This is a genomic window from Bacillus sp. Leaf49 (genome assembly GCF_001426125.1).
GTDB lineage: Bacteria > Bacillota > Bacilli > Bacillales > Bacillaceae > Bacillus > Bacillus altitudinis.
The window spans coordinates 53,075-71,617 of sequence record NZ_LMRK01000003.1; the positions used below are offsets into that span (position 1 = coordinate 53,075).

Here is an 18,543-nt window from a genome sequence, read left to right on the forward strand (position 1 = left end):
AAGCAGGAAGGGAGCTGCTGAGCATGATGGCCAGATCATGCTGAAAACAACGCAGTTCACCCAATTGCTCTCTTATCTCTTTGAAAAGAATAGAATTCCAGTATAATGGACTTCTTTTGTTTCCGCAACTGCATGAATTCTACCAATAATCGTCTGAATTTTCAGTAATCAAAAGGAGGAAACGATGAGTAAAAAAATTCTGATGCTGTGTGTAGCTCTAGTTTTGTCGATGATCTTGTCTGCTTGCGGCAATAACGGTGCGTCTGAAGCAAACGGGAAAGTGACCTTGACTCTATTCTCCACAATGAGTAACAGCGGGGAGAGAAAGGCATTTGAAGAAGTGATCCGTGATTTTGAAAAAGAACATCAAAACATCCGAATTGATGCCAACTTCCCTGGCAACAGCTATGAAGATATGATACGCGTCAAAATGGGGGCAAACGATATGCCAGACCTATTTGATACACACGGCTGGGCCAAGCTGCGATATAGCGAATACGTGGCTGATCTAAAGGAGATGGACTGGGTAAAACAACTCGATCCTTCACTCGATCAAATTTTAAAAGACAAAGATGGCAAAGTCTATGCTTATCCGCTGAATCAAGCAAAAGACGGACTTAGTTTTAATGCCAATCTACTAAAAGAATATGGCATAAAAGTTCCTAAAACACTGAATGAACTGAAAAGTGCTTTACAAACTGTCAAAGCAAAAAGTAAAGGAGACGTTGTGCCGCTCTGGATCCCAGGAGGCGATAATTCAAATATTGCCCAAGTCTTTGATGAGCTGGCAACGCCTTTACTCATTACCGATCAAAAACATCAATACGGAAAAGACCTTGAAAATGGATCATTTGATTGGTCTCACTATACACCGCTTGCACAGTTTATGAAGGAGCTGAAAGATCAAGACCTTTTAAACAAAGATGTACTCACTGCGAAACTATCCCAAGCACCTGAGCTGATGGCACAAAACAAAATCGCTTTCACCTTTGTGGGAGGATCTTTAGGACCTGAGGCGACTGAACTCAATCAATCGATCAAAGTAGGCACCATGCCCGTACCAGCTATTCATGAAGGAGATGAGCAAAGCTGGATTGGCGGGGAACGCTTTACTGTCGCGGCATGGAAAGACTCAAAGCATCTAAAAGAAGCAAAACAATTCATTGACTTTTTAGCAAAGCCTGAAAACGCAAAGAAAATCGCAGAGGGCACTTCCTCTGAAACGGCTTTAAAAGAAGTCAAAGCCAAAAACTATTACTCTACATTTTACGAGCAATATGAAGATATTAAGATTGAACCCTATTTTGATCGAAAATACTTACCGAGCGGCATGTGGGCTGTCATGGCAACGACCGGTCAAGAATTATTAGCAGGCTCCATCACACCAGAACAACTATCGAAGAAAATGGAAGAGGAATATAAGCGTCTGAAAAAACAATAGCAGGCTCATGCTGAAACAGGAGTGAAGCGAATGAGTGACATCACAAAAGAAAAACAGGCGGCGACATTTACCTCTTTTCCAAAACAGAAGATGAAAAATAGCCAAAATTCTTCACTTTGGTGGATGTATCTGCCTGCTGTTCTCGTTGTCAGTGCTTTTATCATTTATCCCTTTTTTAACGGGATTCAGCTCTCTTTTACAAATTGGAACGGTTTCTCACAACAGTATGAGTGGATCGGACTGGATCAATACAAACGATTGCTGCAAGATCCAACTACATGGCTTGTTGTGAAAAATACCCTTCTTTACGGCATCGGGAGCACCATCTTACAAAATATGATTGGTCTTGGATATGCACTCTTATTAAATCAAAGTTTAAAAATGAGAGCCATCACAAGAACCGTGATCTATCTACCCGTCATGATCAGCCCGATTGCTATGGGCTATATTTGGTATTTTGTCTTTGCGTACCAAGGTGGTGCTTTAAACGACGTTGTTACCTTTTTTGGATTTGATCCAATGAACGCACTTGGTAATCCGCAGCTAAACACTTGGATCATTGTGTTTGTGAATACGTATCAATTCGTCGGGATTGCCATGATCATTTATTTAGCAGGACTCCAAAGCATACCTAAAGATTATTATGAAGCAGCACAACTCGACGGAGCTTCAGGTCTTCAGCAATTTTGGCGCATCACATTACCGCTTTTAATGCCATCTATCACCATCAATGTTGTGCTCAATGTGATCGGTGGACTTAAATTATTTGATGTCATTGTCGCGCTCACTGGCGGAGGACCCGGAGATTCCTCGCAATCGATGTCGACTTTTATGTACGATTTGTATTTCAAACGGCAGGATGCAGGCTATGCAGCGACGCAAGGTGTCTTCATGGCTGTCATCATCCTTGTCGTAAGTGTCGCAGCGCTCATTTATTTCAAACGAAAGGAGACCGAGGTGTGATGGATAACGCCTATAAACGAAAGAAAAGATGGTACTCCTTACTCGCCCTTTCGATTACATTGCTTCACCTGATTCCATTTTATATTTTAGTCACGACCTCTCTAAAGGGGATAGGAGATTTTAGCTCAAAATGGTTGTTCCCATCAACGCTTCATTTTGAAAACTTTCTGATGGCATGGACAGATGCTCAGCTTGGCCAGTCCTTTTTGAATACAGTGATCATTACGTTCAGCTCGGCTGCCCTACTCATCATCTTTGGATCACTTGCCGCCTATCCGCTTGCAAGAAGAGGAACAAAGCTGAATCAAGCGGTGTATCTCTTATTCATTTCCATTATGGTCATACCGCCGCTCACAGCCCTTGTCCCTTTATACAAAATGGTTGTACAAATTGGCATGATGAATACTTATCAAATCGCTATTTTAAACAATGTTGCTGCTTTTTTGCCACTGACGATTTTTCTATATGCCGGTTTTATCCGGTCGACGATTCCAAAGGAGCTTGAAGAAGCCGCTCGTATTGATGGCGCGGGAACACTCAGAGTCTTTTTCACCGTCGTTTTTCCGCTGCTGAAGCCGATTACCGCTTCTGTTTTAATCATTGCCTGTGTGTATATTTGGAACGACTATCAATTTGCCATCTTCTTCTTGCAAGATAAAGAGATGCATACACTTACAGTCGCCTTATCCAATTTCTTTGGTCAAAATCAACACCAACTCCAGCTCGTTGGCGCCGCTGCTCTTATTGCGATGCTGCCAATGGTCACGATGTTTTTACTTTTGCAAAAATACTTTATCGCAGGGCTGTCTCAAGGCTCTGTTAAAGGGTAATCCAACCTTGATGTAAAAAGGAGTGTCGTCTATGTCTAAAATTACATTTATCGGTGCAGGAAGTACCGTGTTTGCTAAAAATATATTAGGAGATTGTCTGTTCGTTCCCGCACTTGCCGGCTTTGAATTTGCGTTATATGATATCGACCACAACCGGCTGAAAGAATCAGAAACGATGCTACGTCACTTAAAAGAGAACTACGGTGCACATGTGACCATTCAGTCGTATCACAACCGGAAAGAAGCCTTAAAGAATGCGAAATATGTCATCAATGCCATCCAGGTAGGAGGCTATCAGCCAAGCACTGTTATTGATTTTGAGATTCCAAAAAAATATGGATTAAGACAAACGATTGCGGATACGGTTGGCATCGGCGGTATTTTCCGTTCACTTCGAACCATTCCCGTGATGCTCGACTTCGCAAAGGATATGGAAGAAGTATGTCCACACGCCTTATTATTAAATTACACGAATCCAATGGCCACATTGACTGGCGCTATGCTGCGTTATACTCGGGTTCAAACGGTTGGTCTTTGCCATAGCGTACAGGTGTGTACGAAAGATTTATTTCAATCACTTGAAATGGACCATGAAGGCATTGAAGAAAAAATTGCCGGCATTAATCACATGGCATGGTTATTAGAAGTGAAACGAGACGGTCAAGACTTGTATCCAGAAATCAAAGCAAGAGCAAAAGAAAAACAAAAAACGCGGCATCCTGATATGGTTCGTTTTGAACTAATGGATAAATTCGGCTACTATGTCACCGAATCCTCAGAGCACAATGCAGAATATCATCCGTATTTTATCAAATCTCGTTATCCAGAACTGATTGGACAGTTTAACATTCCGCTCGATGAATACCCAAGACGCTGCGAGGAACAAATCAACAATTGGAATACGATGAAACATGACCTTGTGGGAAACACACAAATCACGCATACGCGCTCTAAAGAATATGGTTCACGTATCATTGAAGCGATTGAAACGAACGTTCCCTTTAAATTTGGTGGAAATGTACTGAACACAGGAGGACTCATTCACAACCTTCCTGAAAAAGCTTGTGTCGAAGTGCCATGTGTTGCAGACCGGAGCGGTATCATGCCATGTTATATCGGAGAGATACCTGAACAATTGGCTGGACTCAACCGGACCAATATCAGCTCACAGCTCATGACGATTGAAGCTGCAATCAGCGGCAAAAAAGAACACATTTACCAAGCGGCATTATTAGACCCGCATACAAGTGCTGAATTATCAATTGATGACACCATCAAACTATGTAATGAATTAATTGAAGCACACGGGGAGATGCTCCCGGCTTATACAGAGCCGAGTCAATACGCAATTTCTTCTAAATAACTAACATAAACAGTCTTAGCCTGATGCACTTGGCATCAGGTTTTTTAGATCAACAAACTGATCATTGACTGGAAGCGTTTTTAATATTATGATTTTTCTAAAGTTAACCAACAGTTAACCAAAAATACATCATCAATTAGTTAACATGATCATGCCACATGACAAACAGACAAAACGACCTAAAAGGGGGACAGATCTTCGGAACCAAAAGAGCTAGAAGGTATAGACTTCACATGTTTTATCAGAACGTAAAGCAGAACTGTGGTTTCATTTGACAAAGAGTGTATACAGATGAAGGCCCCTTAGATGAGACAATGACGATAAATCAACACACGATTGCATCACAATCCAAACAAAGAGGAGAGAGGGAACATGACCAAAACAGATGTACAAACGTTGAAAAATTATATTGGCGGACAATGGGTGGACGCCGAAACGAACCAAACGGAAGCTGTTTATAATCCAGCTACTGGCGAGGTTATCGCAGAAGTACCGCTTTCAACAAAAACGGATGTAGAACATGCAGTCCAAGCTGCACAAGAAGCGTTCACCACTTGGTCTAAAACAGCTGTTCCCCGGCGCGCACGTATTTTATTTAAATACCAACAGTTACTCGTTGAGAAATGGGATGAGTTAGCTGAACTCGTCACGCTGGAAAACGGAAAAAGTGTAACAGAAGCAAAAGGAGAGGTGCAACGAGGAATTGAATGTGTGGAATTTGCCGCTGGTGCACCAACCTTAATGATGGGGAAACAACTACCTGATATTGCGACTGGTCTAGAGTCTGGCATGTACCGCTACCCAATTGGCGTCATCGGCGGCATTACCCCGTTTAACTTTCCGATGATGGTCCCATGCTGGATGTTCCCGCTTGCCATCGCTTGCGGAAATACATTTGTTTTAAAACCTTCAGAACGGACGCCAATCCTTGCTGCACGGTTAGCAGAACTATTTGAAGAAGCGGGACTTCCAAAAGGTGTGCTCAACATTGTCAACGGCGCCCACGATGTAGTAAACGGTCTGCTTGAACATGAAAAGGTAAAAGCCATTTCGTTTGTCGGCTCTCAGCCAGTCGCAGAATACGTCTATAAAAAAGGGACAGCACATGGTAAACGTGTACAAGCACTTGCCGGTGCAAAAAATCACTCCATCGTCTTGAAAGATGCTGATTTAGAATCGGCCACAAAACAGATCATTGGCGCTGCTTTTGGATCAGCAGGTGAACGCTGCATGGCAGCAGCCGTTGTCGCAGTGGAAGAAGACGTGGCAGACGACTTGATTCAACAATTGGTCGATGAATCCAACCAGCTTGTCATCGGAAACGGAATAAATGAAGATGTCTTTCTCGGACCAGTCATTCGGAAAGAGCATAAAGAACGAACTCTTCAATATATCCAATCAGGAATTGAAGAAGGCGCAAGCCTGATTCGTGATGGCAGACAAGATAACGAAACAAATGGAGAAGGGTATTTTGTCGGACCAACGATCTTTGATCATGTCACAAATCAAATGAAAATCTGGCAGGACGAGATTTTTGCCCCAGTCTTATCCATTGTCCGTGTCTCATCACTCGCAGAAGCAATCGACCTGTCCAATCAATCAAAATTCGCAAACGGTGCCTGCCTATACACAGACAGCGCTTCAAGCATAAGAGAATTTCGTGAAAACATCGAAGCCGGCATGTTAGGCATTAACATTGGTGTTCCTGCTCCAATGGCTTTCTTCCCATTTTCCGGCTGGAAAGATTCCTTCTACGGAGACTTGCACGCCAATGGAACAGACGGAGTAGAGTTTTACACGAGAAAGAAAATGGTGACCGCTCGTTATATGTAGCCTACATTTATTGAACATTGAGGAAGAATGCAGCTCCAACATGGAGACTGCATTTTTTTGTTGTCTTCTAGTTAAAAAGTAAGGGTTTTCATCGCACTCTTTACAAGGATTCACAGGGAGAAATCATTCTTTGTATTCATTCTTCATCACGAAACATCAACATAATTTGAAATTGGGCCTAAACCCCAATATCAGGAAGATGAAAACAGGAGGAAATGACACGATGAGGACGAGGATGAAGTGCAGCGTTTGTTTATTGATCTTCACTTTGGTACTGAGTTGTTTGCCGGTATATGAAGCAAATGCGGCAAGCACTCCTATTGCCAAGCAAGTAGGAAATGCAAACCCGCTCATTGATCATCACTTAGGAGCAGACCCGTTTGCGCTTACCTATAACGGAAGAGTGTACCTTTATATGTCGAGTGATGACTATGAATATCAAAGCAACGGAACGATTAAGGACAATTCATTTGCAAATCTGAATAGAGTATTCGTCATCTCTTCGGCGGATATGGTCAACTGGACCGATCACGGAGCGATTCCAGTAGCGGGGGCAAATGGGGCAAACGGCGGCAGAGGCATTGCCAAATGGGCAGGCGCATCATGGGCCCCATCAGCAGCGGTAAAGAAGATCAACGGAAAGGATAAATTTTTCCTTTATTTCGCTAACAGCGGCGGAGGGATTGGAGTCCTTACAGCAGACAGCCCGATTGGTCCATGGACTGATCCAATTGGAAAAGCGCTCGTTACGCCAAGTACACCTGGCATGTCCGGAGTTGTATGGCTTTTTGATCCGGCCGTATTTGTAGATGATGACGGTACTGGTTATCTATATGCCGGCGGTGGCGTTCCAGGCGGTTCCAATCCAACGCAGGGACAATGGGCAAATCCTAAAACAGCAAGAGTCCTGAAGCTAGGTGCTGATATGACAAGTGTGGCCAGTAGCGCATCCACCATTGATGCTCCTTTTATGTTTGAAGATTCAGGGATGCATAAGTATAACGGTACCTATTACTATTCCTATTGCATCAATTTTGGCGGCTCACATCCTGCTGATAAACCACCCGGTGAAATCGGCTATATGACGAGCTCAAGTCCGATGGGACCCTTCACGTATAAAGGACACTTTCTGAAAAATCCGGGTGCTTTTTTTGGTGGCAGCGGTAACAACCATCATGCGGTGTTCAATTTTAAAAACGAGTGGTATGTCGTGTATCATACGCAAACCGTTAGTTCTGCATTATACGGAAGCGGCAAAGGCTATCGCTCTCCACATATTAACAAACTGGTGCATAATGCAGATGGCTCCCTTCGAGAAGTAGCAGCCAATTATGAAGGAGTGAAACAGCTATCTAATCTGAACCCATATCAACGTGTTGAAGCTGAAACATTCGCTTGGAATGGACGCATTTTGACAGAAGCCTCGTCAGCACCAGGAGGACCAGTGAATAACCAGCATGTCACCAACATTCAAAACGGCGATTGGGTGGCTTTAGGGAATGTAGACTTTGGTTCAAATGGCGCTAGAACATTTAAAGCCAATGTCGCATCGACAGTAGGCGGGAAAATAGAAGTACGCCTTGGCGGCGCGAACGGCAGACTGGTCGGTACACTGAATGTCCCTTCCACCGGTGGAACACAAAACTGGCGGGAAATAGAAACATCGATTAACGGCGCATCCGGAGTGCACAACGTATTTTTTGTCTTTACCGGAACAGGCGGGGGAAATCTATTCCAATTTGATTCTTGGCAGTTTACTCAAAGGTAGCGAATAAAGGTGCTTAAATGTTTGATAGAGGAGTGGAAAATTTGATGTCATGTGTAAAAAAACCAATGCTTGCTTTATTGGTGTGTTTCACCATGCTATCTGTCATGTTCATAGGCCCCGGAGTAGCTGAAGTATCAGCAGCTGACGCAAACATTAACCTCAACGCAGAAAGACAAGTGATTCGTGGTTTTGGCGGAATGAACCATCCAGCTTGGATTGGTGATTTGACAGCACCACAAAGGGAAACCGCCTTTGGCAATGGACAAAATCAGTTAGGGTTTTCCATTCTTAGAATTTATGTAGACGAAAACAGAAACAATTGGAGCAGAGAAGTCGCGACGGCCAAACGAGCGATCGAGCATGGTGCTCTAGTCATTGCTTCCCCTTGGAATCCTCCAAGCAGTATGGTTGAAACATTCAACCGGAATGGATCACCTGCCAAGCGGCTTAAATACAATCAATACGCAGCATATGCTCAGCATCTGAATGATTTTGTCACTTACATGAAAAACAACGGAGTCAATCTTTATGCGATTTCTGTTCAAAACGAGCCCGATTATGCACACGAATGGACATGATGGACACCTCAGGAAATCCTGCGATTCATGAGAGAAAATGCCGGCTCCATTAATGCACGTGTGATTGCACCAGAATCTTTTCAATACCTTAAGAATATCTCAGATCCTATCTTAAACGATCCGCAGGCGCTTAGGAATATGGACATTCTCGGCGCTCATCTATACGGAACCCAAATTAGCCAGCTTCCGTACCCTCTTTTCAAACAAAAAGGGGCAGGGAAAGAGCTATGGATGACAGAGGTCTACTATCCGAATAGTGATAACAATTCAGCGGACCGCTGGCCTGAGGCATTAGGGGTATCAGAGCATATTCACCATTCAATGGTGGAAGGGGATTTTCAGGCGTATGTGTGGTGGTACATTAGGAGATCATACGGTCCTATGACGGAAGATGGAATGATTAGCAAGCGTGGATACAACATGGCGCATTTCTCCAAGTTTGTGCGACCAGGTTTCGTCAGAATTGATGCAACGAAAAGCCCTGAACCGAATGTTTTCGTCTCAGCCTACAAAGGAAACAATCAGGTCGTCATTGTGGCGATTAATAAAAACAATGCAGGGGTCAATCAACACTTCGTCGTGCAAAATGGCTCCGTTTCTCAGGCGTCTAGATGGGTGACGAGCGGCAGCAGCAACCTTCAACCTGGAACTGACTTAAACATATCAGGAAATCAATTTTGGGCGCATCTCCCTGCTCAAAGTGTGACAACATTTGTGGTCAAACGCTAGAGAAACACGAAAAGCCAATTTTCTCATTAAAAAAGAAAATTGGCTTTTTTCTGTGTAAATAGTAAGTTGATTTTTCACGACGTCAACACTTTGGGTATAATAATAACAATTACTTCAGGAGAGTGATCATCATGCCAAAGGTTCAAAGCAAAGTATTGATTATAGATGACGAAAAAGAAATTTTAGAATTAATCCATACCGTATTAACAAGAGAAGGCATTGACCAGGTGTTAACAGCTTCAACTGCCCGTGATGGGCTCACGCAATTTCATCAAGAACAACCAGATCTCGTCATACTGGATATTATGCTGCCAGACGGAGAAGGCTACGATATTTGCAAACAAATCAGAGATGTCTCACATGTTCCGATTATCTTTTTATCAGCAAAGGGAGAGGAATCAGACAAAATTGTAGGACTTGCCATTGGCGGCGATGATTACATTACAAAACCGTTCAGTCCAAAAGAAGTCGCCTACCGGGTAAAAGCCCAGCTAAGACGGTCATCCTACTTACAGCCTTCTCAAGCGGAGCCCGTGATCAAAAAAGGACCATTTGAGTTAAACGAGCAGCAAGCCGAACTGACGAAAAACGGAGCGGCAATTGAACTCACACCGAAAGAACTTATGTTGATGACTTATTTCTTGCAGCATCCGAATCGCGTCATCAGTAAAGAAACGCTTTATCAAACGGTTTGGGGAGAGGATTTCTTCGGTTCTGATAATACGGTAATGGTTCATATACGAAGACTGCGGGAAAAAATAGAACATTCCCCATCTACACCAGAATTTCTCGTGACGGTCAAAGGACTTGGCTATAAATTTGTTGTAAAGGATGCGTAAAGATGAAATGGCGATTAACAGGCAGATACATGGTCTCTGTCATTATCGTGACCATTATCACGGTCTTTATTAACTTATTTGGATTCATGATATGGCTTGTACTACAAGCAAGCAGTCAGCAAAACGAAGAAAATACGCCGGAAACCTTCACAAGAACATTTGAACAATACATCACCTTGTCTAATCAAAATATCACTGTGAGTAAAGAAGGACAGCAAGCCTTAAAACAACAAAATGCGTGGATTCAAATATTAGACGAAAATGGACAAGACGTCTATCATGCACTAGCACCTAAAGGCATAAAGAGCAAATACACACCTATAGAAATTGTAAACTTACATAAATATAAAGATAAGCAATTGATGTCGACGATCTATGCTGGAGGGAAAAATGGAAAGGGTAAGGAATACAGCTACTTCATCGGATTTAAGGACCCTTCCATCGGAAAATATTTATTTTCTTTTGATACGAAAGAATTAATATCGCAATTCAATATCGGGACGATGATTTTATTATCGATTGATGCCATCATTGCCTTATTCATTGGATACTTATTCAGCCGGCAACTCATCAAACCGCTCGGCCGTGCCATTTATGGCATCCAGCGGCTCGCAAACGGAGATTATACGACAAAGCTGCCAACGAAGGGGATATATAAAGATGTGTTCTATAATGTCAATCACTTATCCGAGCAGCTCGCTTCAAGCCAAAAAGAAAAAGACAAATTAGAGCAAATGCGGGAAGAGTGGATCAGTCATATTTCTCATGATATTAAAACACCATTATCCTCTATTCAAGGCTATGCAGAAATCATGAAAGATCCAAATTATCCTCTTTCAAATCAAGACATTAGACATTATGCCAGCATCATAGAGAATAAATCACTGTACATCAAAGATGTGATGGAGGATCTCAATTTAACAACAAGGCTGAAAAATAACGACATGATGCTGCATAAAGAACTGGTGAACATTGTGCCATTGCTGCGTGAAACGTTAATTGATATCCTCAACGATTCGAGATATGCAGATCAGACCATTGAGCTACAAACAAATGTAGACAAGCTTATGCTGAATATTGATACGATCCTCATAAGAAGAGCGGTCACCAATCTCATTTTAAATGCCCTTGTTCACAATGATGCTGATGTGAAAATCATTGTACAGCTTGAACAAAAAGAACATACCCACATCACCATTCAAGACAACGGCAAAGGAATTGAAGAGGCAGAGCTAGAAAAAGTATTTGACCGCTACTATAGAGGGACGAATACAGGAGGGACACATGCAGGCTCAGGTCTTGGAATGGCGATTGCAAAAGATATCATCCAAAAACACGGGGGAGATATTACAATACAAAGTATAATAGGAGAAGGAACAACGATTGATATCCAATTACCCGCTTAAACGGACATACAAAAAACGGTTCTGATCAATCACAGAACCGTTTTTTCTAACTCTTATTCTGAAAACACTTTAATGCCTTTCACAATGTTCCAAATGAAGAAGTAGATCGCCACAAGGAATGTCACAGCATACGTTGCAATTAAGAACGGACCAGCATGACTGATATCGTTCATGCCAAGTAAACCTGAACCGGCAATACCAAGACCGAAAATCAAATAAGGAATAATGTGTGTCCATAGTGATTTTTTCGCATGGTGTTTCACTTCGTCTTTTCCTAAGAAATAAACGATAATCGGAAATAGAAATGGTGCAAAAAAGATACTGAAGTAACATAATGAAGACAAAATTTTATTTTCTCTCAAAGCTTTTCACCTCTATGATTGATTTAGAAGAGGGGACCATTTGACTCATCCCTCAATTCCTTACAAACCCATTGTACAACCTCAACCTTAACTCGTATTAATCCGAACCTTACAGCAACCTTAAATATGTTAAACTGTAAAAAGACAAGGAAAGATAAAATGATTCTGGGTATTTCAATCTATTTTTTCAGAAAAAAATAGTTGACTTTGGTCATCCATCTATTTAAAATAAAGTCGTAACCGATGCAGGAGTGTTACTGATATGATCAGGCACCACCAAGTCAGGTAAACAGATTGTACATTTGTACGTTGTTTGCTGAGATTTTGGTGTTTTTTTATGCTTTTTTAGCATTTTAGGTAAGGTGGGATGAGGATGTTCACCGTCGTTAAAGTTTTAAATAATAATATCGTATTAGCTCTAACAGAGGCTCAAAATGAAGTCGTTGTGTTTGGAACAGGAATAGGTTTTAAAAAGAAGAAAGGTGATACACTTGATGAGAGCGCTGTCAGTAAGACATTTTATTCCGATCAGACGTCTCCATTAGAATCTCAACTTGCCGCTATCCCAACTGATATCCTTTTATTAACTGAAAAAATCATTCGCGTAGGCGAAGAGATGTTGAATAAGAAGTTAGGTTCCAGCGTGCTCTTTTCGCTATCCGATCATCTCACCTTCGCTATTCAAAGGCACGAAGAAAAAATGGCGTATGAAAACCCCATTGTGTGGGAAATTCCACATCTCTATTTTCAAGAATATCAAGTCGGGAAAAAAGCACTGACAATTATTCAAAAGATGATGGGCATTTCTTTTGAAGATACTGAAGCTTCATTCATTGCCCTGCATTTTGTAAACGCTCAAATAGATGGTCAGTCTATGGGAGACACCATTAAGATGACTCACCTGACGAAAGAAATCGTCAAAATCATTCAAAATATTTTCGAGATGATATTGGATAAATCATCCATTAATTATTCGAGGTTTATTACCCACTTGAGATATTTTATTGTCAGGCAGGAAACCAATCAACCACCGCAGCAGATGGATGACTCGTTAAAAGAATTAATACAGGATCGTTATATGAAGAGTTATGCCTGCGGATTGATCATCAAAGAAATGTTAAAACGAGAATTCAATTGGAATGTGACAGAAGACGAACTTGTTTTTTTAGTCATCCATATTGAGCGAATCACAAAGGAACACCAAAAAAATAAATGATTTCTTTTAGGCGTGTTATGAAAAAGCATTAACCTAAACAAATCTCCATGAGAAAGAATGATCTTTTCTATGGTGGATTTTGTTTAGGTTTTTTTTGTGAAAATGAAGGGGTGAAAGCATGGAAAACAAAGAATTGGCTGGAAAAATTGTGAAATTAATTGGTGGAACCGAAAATATATCTCAAAGTTGGCATTGTATCACACGGCTAAGATTTAATCTCAACGATGAAAGTCAGGTAAAAGTAGATGAGCTGAAAACATTAGATGGTGTTTTAGGTGCTCAATTCCAAAGTGGACAGTTCCAAGTCATTATTGGAGCAAAGGTAGCAGAGGTTTATGAGGAAATCGATCATCTGGCCGGTCATAGTAGCAATGATTCTGCTCCTGTTAAAAACACGTCAAAGATGAACCCAATTGAAGTCGTATTCGATGTGATCAGCGGGATTTTCACACCTATTTTGCCAGCGATTGTTGGTAGTGGATTGATCAAAGGAATCATGGCACTGTTCGTTAGCTTAGGCTGGCTGACGGAGACAAGTTCTACCTATCAAGTACTTCAAATTTTTTCAAATGCTGTCTTTTACTTTTTACCTTTCCTCATTGCTTATTCGGCAGCGAAGAAATTTAAAACGCGAGAATCTCTTGCGCTCGCATTAGCAGGGATTTTACTATATCCAACGATGGTCGAAGGTGCAGCAAAAGGAGCAGATCCGTTAAATTTATTAGGGTTAAGTATTCCACTAAATAATTACACATCTTCTGTATTACCAATTATTTTAGGTGTGCTATTACTAAGTTTTGTCGATAAGTGGATAACAAAAGCGATCCCAAAATCCTTAAGTATCGTATTTACACCGGTACTGAGCCTGATGATCACGGCTCCTCTTACACTGGCTTTTATCGCTCCTATTGGGAACGTTTCTGGGCAATATTTAGAAATCTTTTTCACTTCATTGTTCAATTTCGCTGGTCCGATTGCCGGTTTATTAATGGGGGGCCTTATGCCACTCATTGTGTTAACTGGAATGCATTACGCATTCTTCCCAAGCACGTTAGCCAGCTTTGAAAAAGTGGGTTACGATATCATGCTGCTTCCAATGAATTTCATTGCGAATATGGCACAAGCAGGCGCTGTTTTAGGTGTCATCATCCGCACCAAGCGGGTAGAAACAAGGTCTTTAGCGCTTTCAACATTGCTTCCTAGTTTCTTCGGGATCACAGAACCAGCCATTTATGGAGTCACACTTAGACTAAAAAAACCTTTTTATGCTTCATTAATTGGCGGCGCAGTCGGTGGATGTTTTTACGGTTTATTTTCAGTTAAAACGACAGCCTTTTCGATCCCAGGCATTACTTCACTGCCAACTTACATTATGAAAGGGACAAATAATTTTCAGCTGGCTCTGATTGGAATCGCCCTTAGCTTCATCGTGTCACTTCTCATCACCATTCTCCTTGGATTTCAGGAGTCTGTAACGGCTTTTAACGAGCAAGCAGCAGAAAAGCCAAATCACACTGAGAGTACAGAGAATCAACAAATGTCTAAGCAAACAAACCCTTATGAAGTTCAAGCACCTATGAGTGGAAAGGTCATTCCTTTATCTGAAGTGAATGATTCCGTGTTCTCAAGTGAAATGATGGGGAAGGGAGTCGCAATTTTGCCTGATAAGGGGGTGGTACAAGCACCGTTCTCAGGAAAAGTAGTGACTGTTACACCTACTAAACATGCCATCGGACTCGTTTCAGATGATGGGATTGAATTATTGATCCACGTGGGGATTGATACGGTCAGCCTAAACGGCCAATTCTTTGATGTACTGGTAAAAGAGGGCGATAAGATAAAGACGGGGGATCATTTATTATCGTTTGATATAGAAGGCATTCAATCAAACCATTTAGATGTAGTGACACCTATTATCGTCACAAATTCAACGCAATACCTTGATGTGATTCATACAGGTGACGCTCATGTCACCGCAGGTCAAAATAAGCTCTTAATGCTTATTCACTAATATAAAGAGAAGGGATGATTGAAATGAAAGAATTAAAAAAAGGATTTTCAGATGATTTTTTATGGGGTGGCGCAACTGCTGCCAATCAAATAGAGGGCGCATACTTAGAAGGTGGCAAGGGCCTGTCGACATCAGACTTTGCTGCATATAAAGATCCTTATGAAAAAGGAAAAGTGAACAACTTTACTTTCGATGTGAGTTCAGCTGAATTAACAAGATACAAGGAACAACCCGATGAATTTGATTTCCCGAAAAGACGCGGAATCGATTTTTACCATCGATATGAAGAGGATATTGCACTATTTGCAGAGATGGGCTTTAAAGTGTTTCGCTTGTCTATTTCATGGGCAAGAATCTTTCCAACTGGTTTAGAAGACAAGCCGAACGAAGAAGGATTGGCTTTTTACGATAACGTATTTGATGAGTGTGCGAAATATGGAATTGAACCGCTAGTCACGATGTCTCATTACGAAATGCCGATTACTTTAACAGAGAAATATAATGGCTGGATGAGTAGAGAGCTTGTCCCGTTGTTTGAAAAATATGCCCGCGCCATTTTAGAAAGATATAAAAATAAAGTGAAGTATTGGATTACATTCAACGAAATGAATATGAACCTCAACAGCCTTTACACCGGTGCTGGAATTTTAGAGGACCTAGTAGACCATAAATTACAGGCTGCGTATCAAGCATCACATCACCAATTTATCGCCAGCGCTCTCACAGTGAAGGCTGCAAAAGAAATCATTCCACATGCACAAATTGGCTGTATGATTAACCAAATTGAAGCCTATGCAAAAACAACGAAACCAGAGGACCAGCTGCAAGCGGTAAAATCGAACCAATTGAATATGTTCTATCCGGATGTTCAAGCTAGAGGTGAATATCCAACATACATGGTGAAATATTTTGCTGACAACGACATCAAACTTGATATCGAAGAGCAGGATGAGCAAATTTTGAAAGAGGGCATCGTTGATTTTGTGGCGATCAGCTACTATATGTCCCACGTAGCAGAAGCCCGAGAAGATGCAGCCGAGCTAGCGGGTACATTTGATAGTCCAATTAAAAATGAGCATTTGGAGTTATCACAATGGGATTGGCCAATAGATCCAATGGGTCTGCGCATTTCATTAATTAAACTGTATGACAGATACCAAAAACCTTTATTTGTTTGTGAAAACGGACTTGGCGCAAGAGATACATTGACACCAGACAGAGAAATTCACGACGATTATCGAATTGATTATTTAAAACAACATATTGAACAGATGAAAGAAGCAGTCACAGAAGGTGTCGACTTAATGGGGTATACACCATGGGGTTGTATTGACTTAATTAGCTGCGGAACATCTCAAATGAGTAAACGCTATGGTTTGATCTATGTAGATCAAGACGACAGAGGGAATGGGACATTAAATCGTTACAAAAAAGATTCCTTCTACTGGTACAAAAAAGTGATTGCAACAAATGGGGAAGATTTATCATAATCCAGATGGAATGATGATGACACCATTGCATCCGCCTTAATTGGCCGGGTACGATGGTGTTTTTTTGTTTACCGAAAAGTAACCTCAATTATGTCATAGCAAGCACTAGAGATCTCTTTGCTACAATCATTTGATAACAAAAGTTGGCCGAAAAATGTTTCACCTTGACCTTGAAGTATAGTTCAACCTTTATAATGTACATATAGTAAAACAAAATAATAAAAAAGGAGTAACGATGGAGTTGATGACTAGAGGAGAACTTGCCAAAAAAACAGGAGTAAGTCCTGCCGCAATTCGTTACTATGAAGAGCACAACATATTACCTGCTCCAAGACGACGTTCAAACGGTTACAGATTCTATACAGACGACTATGTTGTGAAAATTCAATTGATCAAAGATGCAAAAACGCTCGGTTATTCATTAAAGGAAATAGCTGAAATTATGGACATGCTAAGTCAAGATATAGACCTTGATACCCTAAGACAAGTTGTCCATCTTAAACATGAAGAAATTGAAAAGAAAATTAAAAGCCTTCGTCTCATTCAAGACCTTTTATCTAACTTATTAAAAACCCCTGAAAAAAAAGTACAAGTCTACTTGGAATCATTTCGTGTTCCAAAGCAGGATGATCAATAAACCTATTGGGTGAAGGAGAGAAAAAAATGAGTGTAGAAATGTATCATGGTGAACGTTCTAAAGAAAGTATTCAATTTGAAACATTATTCGCTTCGCAAAGTAATAAAGAGAGTTTTTCTAGTATCGAACAGACAAAAAAATTTCTTGGGCAAAAAGGAAATGAAAATACGCAGCCTCATGCCATTGGGGATGATGTGAATTTAATCAGTGAGGTACAAGAGCAGACTTTCGAAGGCATGCAAGTTTTCACATTGAATGAACAAGCATCACAAAATCAAAAAGTCATTCTCTATCTACATGGTGGTGCGTGGACAAATCAGCCTTTGAATGTCCATTGGTTGTTCATGGATAAAATGGCGCAATCACTAGGTGCGAAAGTAGTCGCTCCTATTTACCCAAAGGTACCTCATTATAGCAACCAGGATACGTATCCGAAAATGCTTAACCTATATAAAGACCTTCTGAAAACTGCCGGAAGTGCCAATCAATTGACGATCATGGGAGATTCAGCTGGCGGAAACATCTCACTTGGTCTTGCGCACCTTTTAAAGAAGGAAGATCTGCCGCAGCCAAAGGATATCGTGTTACTATCTGCGTGTGTTGATATGAGTATGAGCAACCCTCTCATTTTTGAATATGCAAAAAAGGACCCGATTCTAGGTCATGAAGGAATGGAAGTCATCACAAAATTGTGGGCTGCTGATCAAAGTCTCACAGATCCATTGATTAGTCCGATTTACGGTGACTTTAAAGGGCTCGGGAAGATCACTCATTTTATCGGAACACATGATATGTTATATCCAGATGCCATAAAGCTCGATGAAAAACTATCAGCACAAGGAATGGACATCAAAACCTTTGTTTATCCTGAAATGCTGCATGTGTTTGTTGTCATGCCAATTCCAGAAGCGGCAGATGCTCTGAAGAAAATCATTCAAGTGATCAATCGATAGGGATTCAGTTCACACCTAGAAAGGGTACATGTTCTGATGTAAATAAGGGAAAAGGTTGCTTACTTGAAAGCAGCCTTTTTCAATTGAATATGAAATAAATTCAAAATGGCCATTCACTACAGAT

14 protein-coding genes and 1 pseudogene are annotated in these 18,543 nt (G+C 41.1%); 14 read left to right on the top strand and 1 reads right to left on the bottom strand.

Translation table 11 applies throughout. The features are described 5' to 3' along the window. Positions 1–184 precede the first annotated feature (184 nt). The 9 genes and pseudogenes from ASG46_RS03600 to ASG46_RS03640 all read left to right on the top strand — a co-directional run bounded on the left by ASG46_RS03600 (position 185) and on the right by ASG46_RS03640 (position 11,750). Positions 185–1,441, top strand: coding sequence for an ABC transporter substrate-binding protein (locus ASG46_RS03600; protein WP_056703192.1), 1,257 nt, complete (start codon positions 185–187; stop codon positions 1,439–1,441). 30 nt (positions 1,442–1,471) lie between these two features. Beyond that, positions 1,472–2,404, top strand: a complete 933-nt coding sequence (locus tag ASG46_RS03605; protein WP_025207432.1) for a carbohydrate ABC transporter permease — start codon at positions 1,472–1,474, stop codon at positions 2,402–2,404. Continuing rightward, positions 2,404–3,234, top strand: a complete 831-nt coding sequence (locus ASG46_RS03610) for a carbohydrate ABC transporter permease (protein WP_056703195.1) — start codon at positions 2,404–2,406, stop codon at positions 3,232–3,234. The genes ASG46_RS03605 and ASG46_RS03610 overlap by 1 nt, the downstream gene beginning before the upstream one ends. Positions 3,235–3,265: 31 nt before the next feature. Then, positions 3,266–4,597 (top strand): alpha-glucosidase/alpha-galactosidase, encoded by a 1,332-nt coding sequence (locus ASG46_RS03615; protein ID WP_007499268.1) that lies wholly within the window; start codon positions 3,266–3,268, stop codon positions 4,595–4,597. Positions 4,598–4,969: 372 nt separating this feature from the next. Further along, the gene (locus tag ASG46_RS03620) at positions 4,970–6,430 is read left to right on the top strand and encodes a CoA-acylating methylmalonate-semialdehyde dehydrogenase (RefSeq protein ID WP_041092751.1); all 1,461 of its coding nucleotides are present in this window, start codon (positions 4,970–4,972) and stop codon (positions 6,428–6,430) included. Positions 6,431–6,653: 223 nt separating this feature from the next. Then, entirely contained in the window at positions 6,654–8,198 is a 1,545-nt protein-coding gene (locus ASG46_RS03625) for a glycoside hydrolase family 43 protein (protein WP_056703198.1), read from the top strand. Positions 8,199–8,242: 44 nt separating this feature from the next. Next, positions 8,243–9,505 (top strand): annotated as a pseudogene (locus ASG46_RS03630) (glucuronoxylanase). 131 nt (positions 9,506–9,636) lie between these two features. After that, a complete protein-coding gene (locus ASG46_RS03635) occupies positions 9,637–10,344 on the top strand; it encodes a response regulator transcription factor (protein ID WP_008343743.1) in 708 nt (235 codons plus the stop codon). 2 nt (positions 10,345–10,346) lie between these two features. After that, positions 10,347–11,750 carry a sensor histidine kinase gene (locus tag ASG46_RS03640; protein WP_056703201.1) on the top strand — a complete coding sequence of 468 codons (1,404 nt, stop codon included), beginning with the start codon at positions 10,347–10,349 and terminating at the stop codon, positions 11,748–11,750. A 53-nt stretch (positions 11,751–11,803) separates the two neighbouring features. On the opposite strand, the gene ASG46_RS03645 is transcribed toward ASG46_RS03640, so the two are convergent. Beyond that, a complete protein-coding gene (locus ASG46_RS03645) occupies positions 11,804–12,112 on the bottom strand; it encodes a DUF4870 domain-containing protein (protein WP_056703204.1) in 309 nt (102 codons plus the stop codon). 373 nt (positions 12,113–12,485) lie between these two features. Here ASG46_RS03645 and ASG46_RS03650 point away from each other — a divergent pair, with 373 nt between their 5' ends. The 5 genes from ASG46_RS03650 to ASG46_RS03670 all read left to right on the top strand — a co-directional run bounded on the left by ASG46_RS03650 (position 12,486) and on the right by ASG46_RS03670 (position 18,419). Then, entirely contained in the window at positions 12,486–13,328 is an 843-nt protein-coding gene (locus ASG46_RS03650; protein ID WP_035700999.1) for a PRD domain-containing protein, read from the top strand. Positions 13,329–13,446: 118 nt separating this feature from the next. Next, positions 13,447–15,339 carry a beta-glucoside-specific PTS transporter subunit IIABC gene (locus tag ASG46_RS03655; protein WP_056703207.1) on the top strand — a complete coding sequence of 631 codons (1,893 nt, stop codon included), beginning with the start codon at positions 13,447–13,449 and terminating at the stop codon, positions 15,337–15,339. 14 nt (positions 15,340–15,353) lie between these two features. After that, positions 15,354–16,829 (top strand): glycoside hydrolase family 1 protein, encoded by a 1,476-nt coding sequence (locus ASG46_RS03660; protein WP_056703210.1) that lies wholly within the window; start codon positions 15,354–15,356, stop codon positions 16,827–16,829. Between the two features lie 235 nt (positions 16,830–17,064). After that, positions 17,065–17,466, top strand: coding sequence for a MerR family transcriptional regulator (locus ASG46_RS03665; protein ID WP_056703213.1), 402 nt, complete (start codon positions 17,065–17,067; stop codon positions 17,464–17,466). Positions 17,467–17,492: 26 nt separating this feature from the next. Then, a complete protein-coding gene (locus ASG46_RS03670) occupies positions 17,493–18,419 on the top strand; it encodes an alpha/beta hydrolase fold domain-containing protein (RefSeq protein ID WP_056703215.1) in 927 nt (308 codons plus the stop codon). The last annotated feature ends 124 nt before the right edge of the window (positions 18,420–18,543 follow it).

What these genes read in the sequence shown, in the direction of transcription:
- ASG46_RS03635 (WP_008343743.1), top strand. Translation starts at nt 9,637, where the DNA reads ATGCCAAAGGTTCAAAGCAAAGTATTGATTATAGATGACGAAAAAGAA.
- ASG46_RS03600 (WP_056703192.1), top strand. Translation starts at nt 185, where the DNA reads ATGAGTAAAAAAATTCTGATGCTGTGTGTAGCTCTAGTTTTGTCGATG.
- ASG46_RS03660 (WP_056703210.1), top strand. Translation starts at nt 15,354, where the DNA reads ATGATTGAAATGAAAGAATTAAAAAAAGGATTTTCAGATGATTTTTTA.
- ASG46_RS03610 (WP_056703195.1), top strand. Translation starts at nt 2,404, where the DNA reads ATGGATAACGCCTATAAACGAAAGAAAAGATGGTACTCCTTACTCGCC.
- ASG46_RS03650 (WP_035700999.1), top strand. Translation starts at nt 12,486, where the DNA reads ATGTTCACCGTCGTTAAAGTTTTAAATAATAATATCGTATTAGCTCTA.
- ASG46_RS03640 (WP_056703201.1), top strand. Translation starts at nt 10,347, where the DNA reads ATGAAATGGCGATTAACAGGCAGATACATGGTCTCTGTCATTATCGTG.
- ASG46_RS03625 (WP_056703198.1), top strand. Translation starts at nt 6,654, where the DNA reads ATGAGGACGAGGATGAAGTGCAGCGTTTGTTTATTGATCTTCACTTTG.
- ASG46_RS03620 (WP_041092751.1), top strand. Translation starts at nt 4,970, where the DNA reads ATGACCAAAACAGATGTACAAACGTTGAAAAATTATATTGGCGGACAA.
- ASG46_RS03615 (WP_007499268.1), top strand. Translation starts at nt 3,266, where the DNA reads ATGTCTAAAATTACATTTATCGGTGCAGGAAGTACCGTGTTTGCTAAA.
- ASG46_RS03655 (WP_056703207.1), top strand. Translation starts at nt 13,447, where the DNA reads ATGGAAAACAAAGAATTGGCTGGAAAAATTGTGAAATTAATTGGTGGA.
- ASG46_RS03670 (WP_056703215.1), top strand. Translation starts at nt 17,493, where the DNA reads ATGAGTGTAGAAATGTATCATGGTGAACGTTCTAAAGAAAGTATTCAA.
- ASG46_RS03665 (WP_056703213.1), top strand. Translation starts at nt 17,065, where the DNA reads ATGGAGTTGATGACTAGAGGAGAACTTGCCAAAAAAACAGGAGTAAGT.
- ASG46_RS03605 (WP_025207432.1), top strand. Translation starts at nt 1,472, where the DNA reads ATGAGTGACATCACAAAAGAAAAACAGGCGGCGACATTTACCTCTTTT.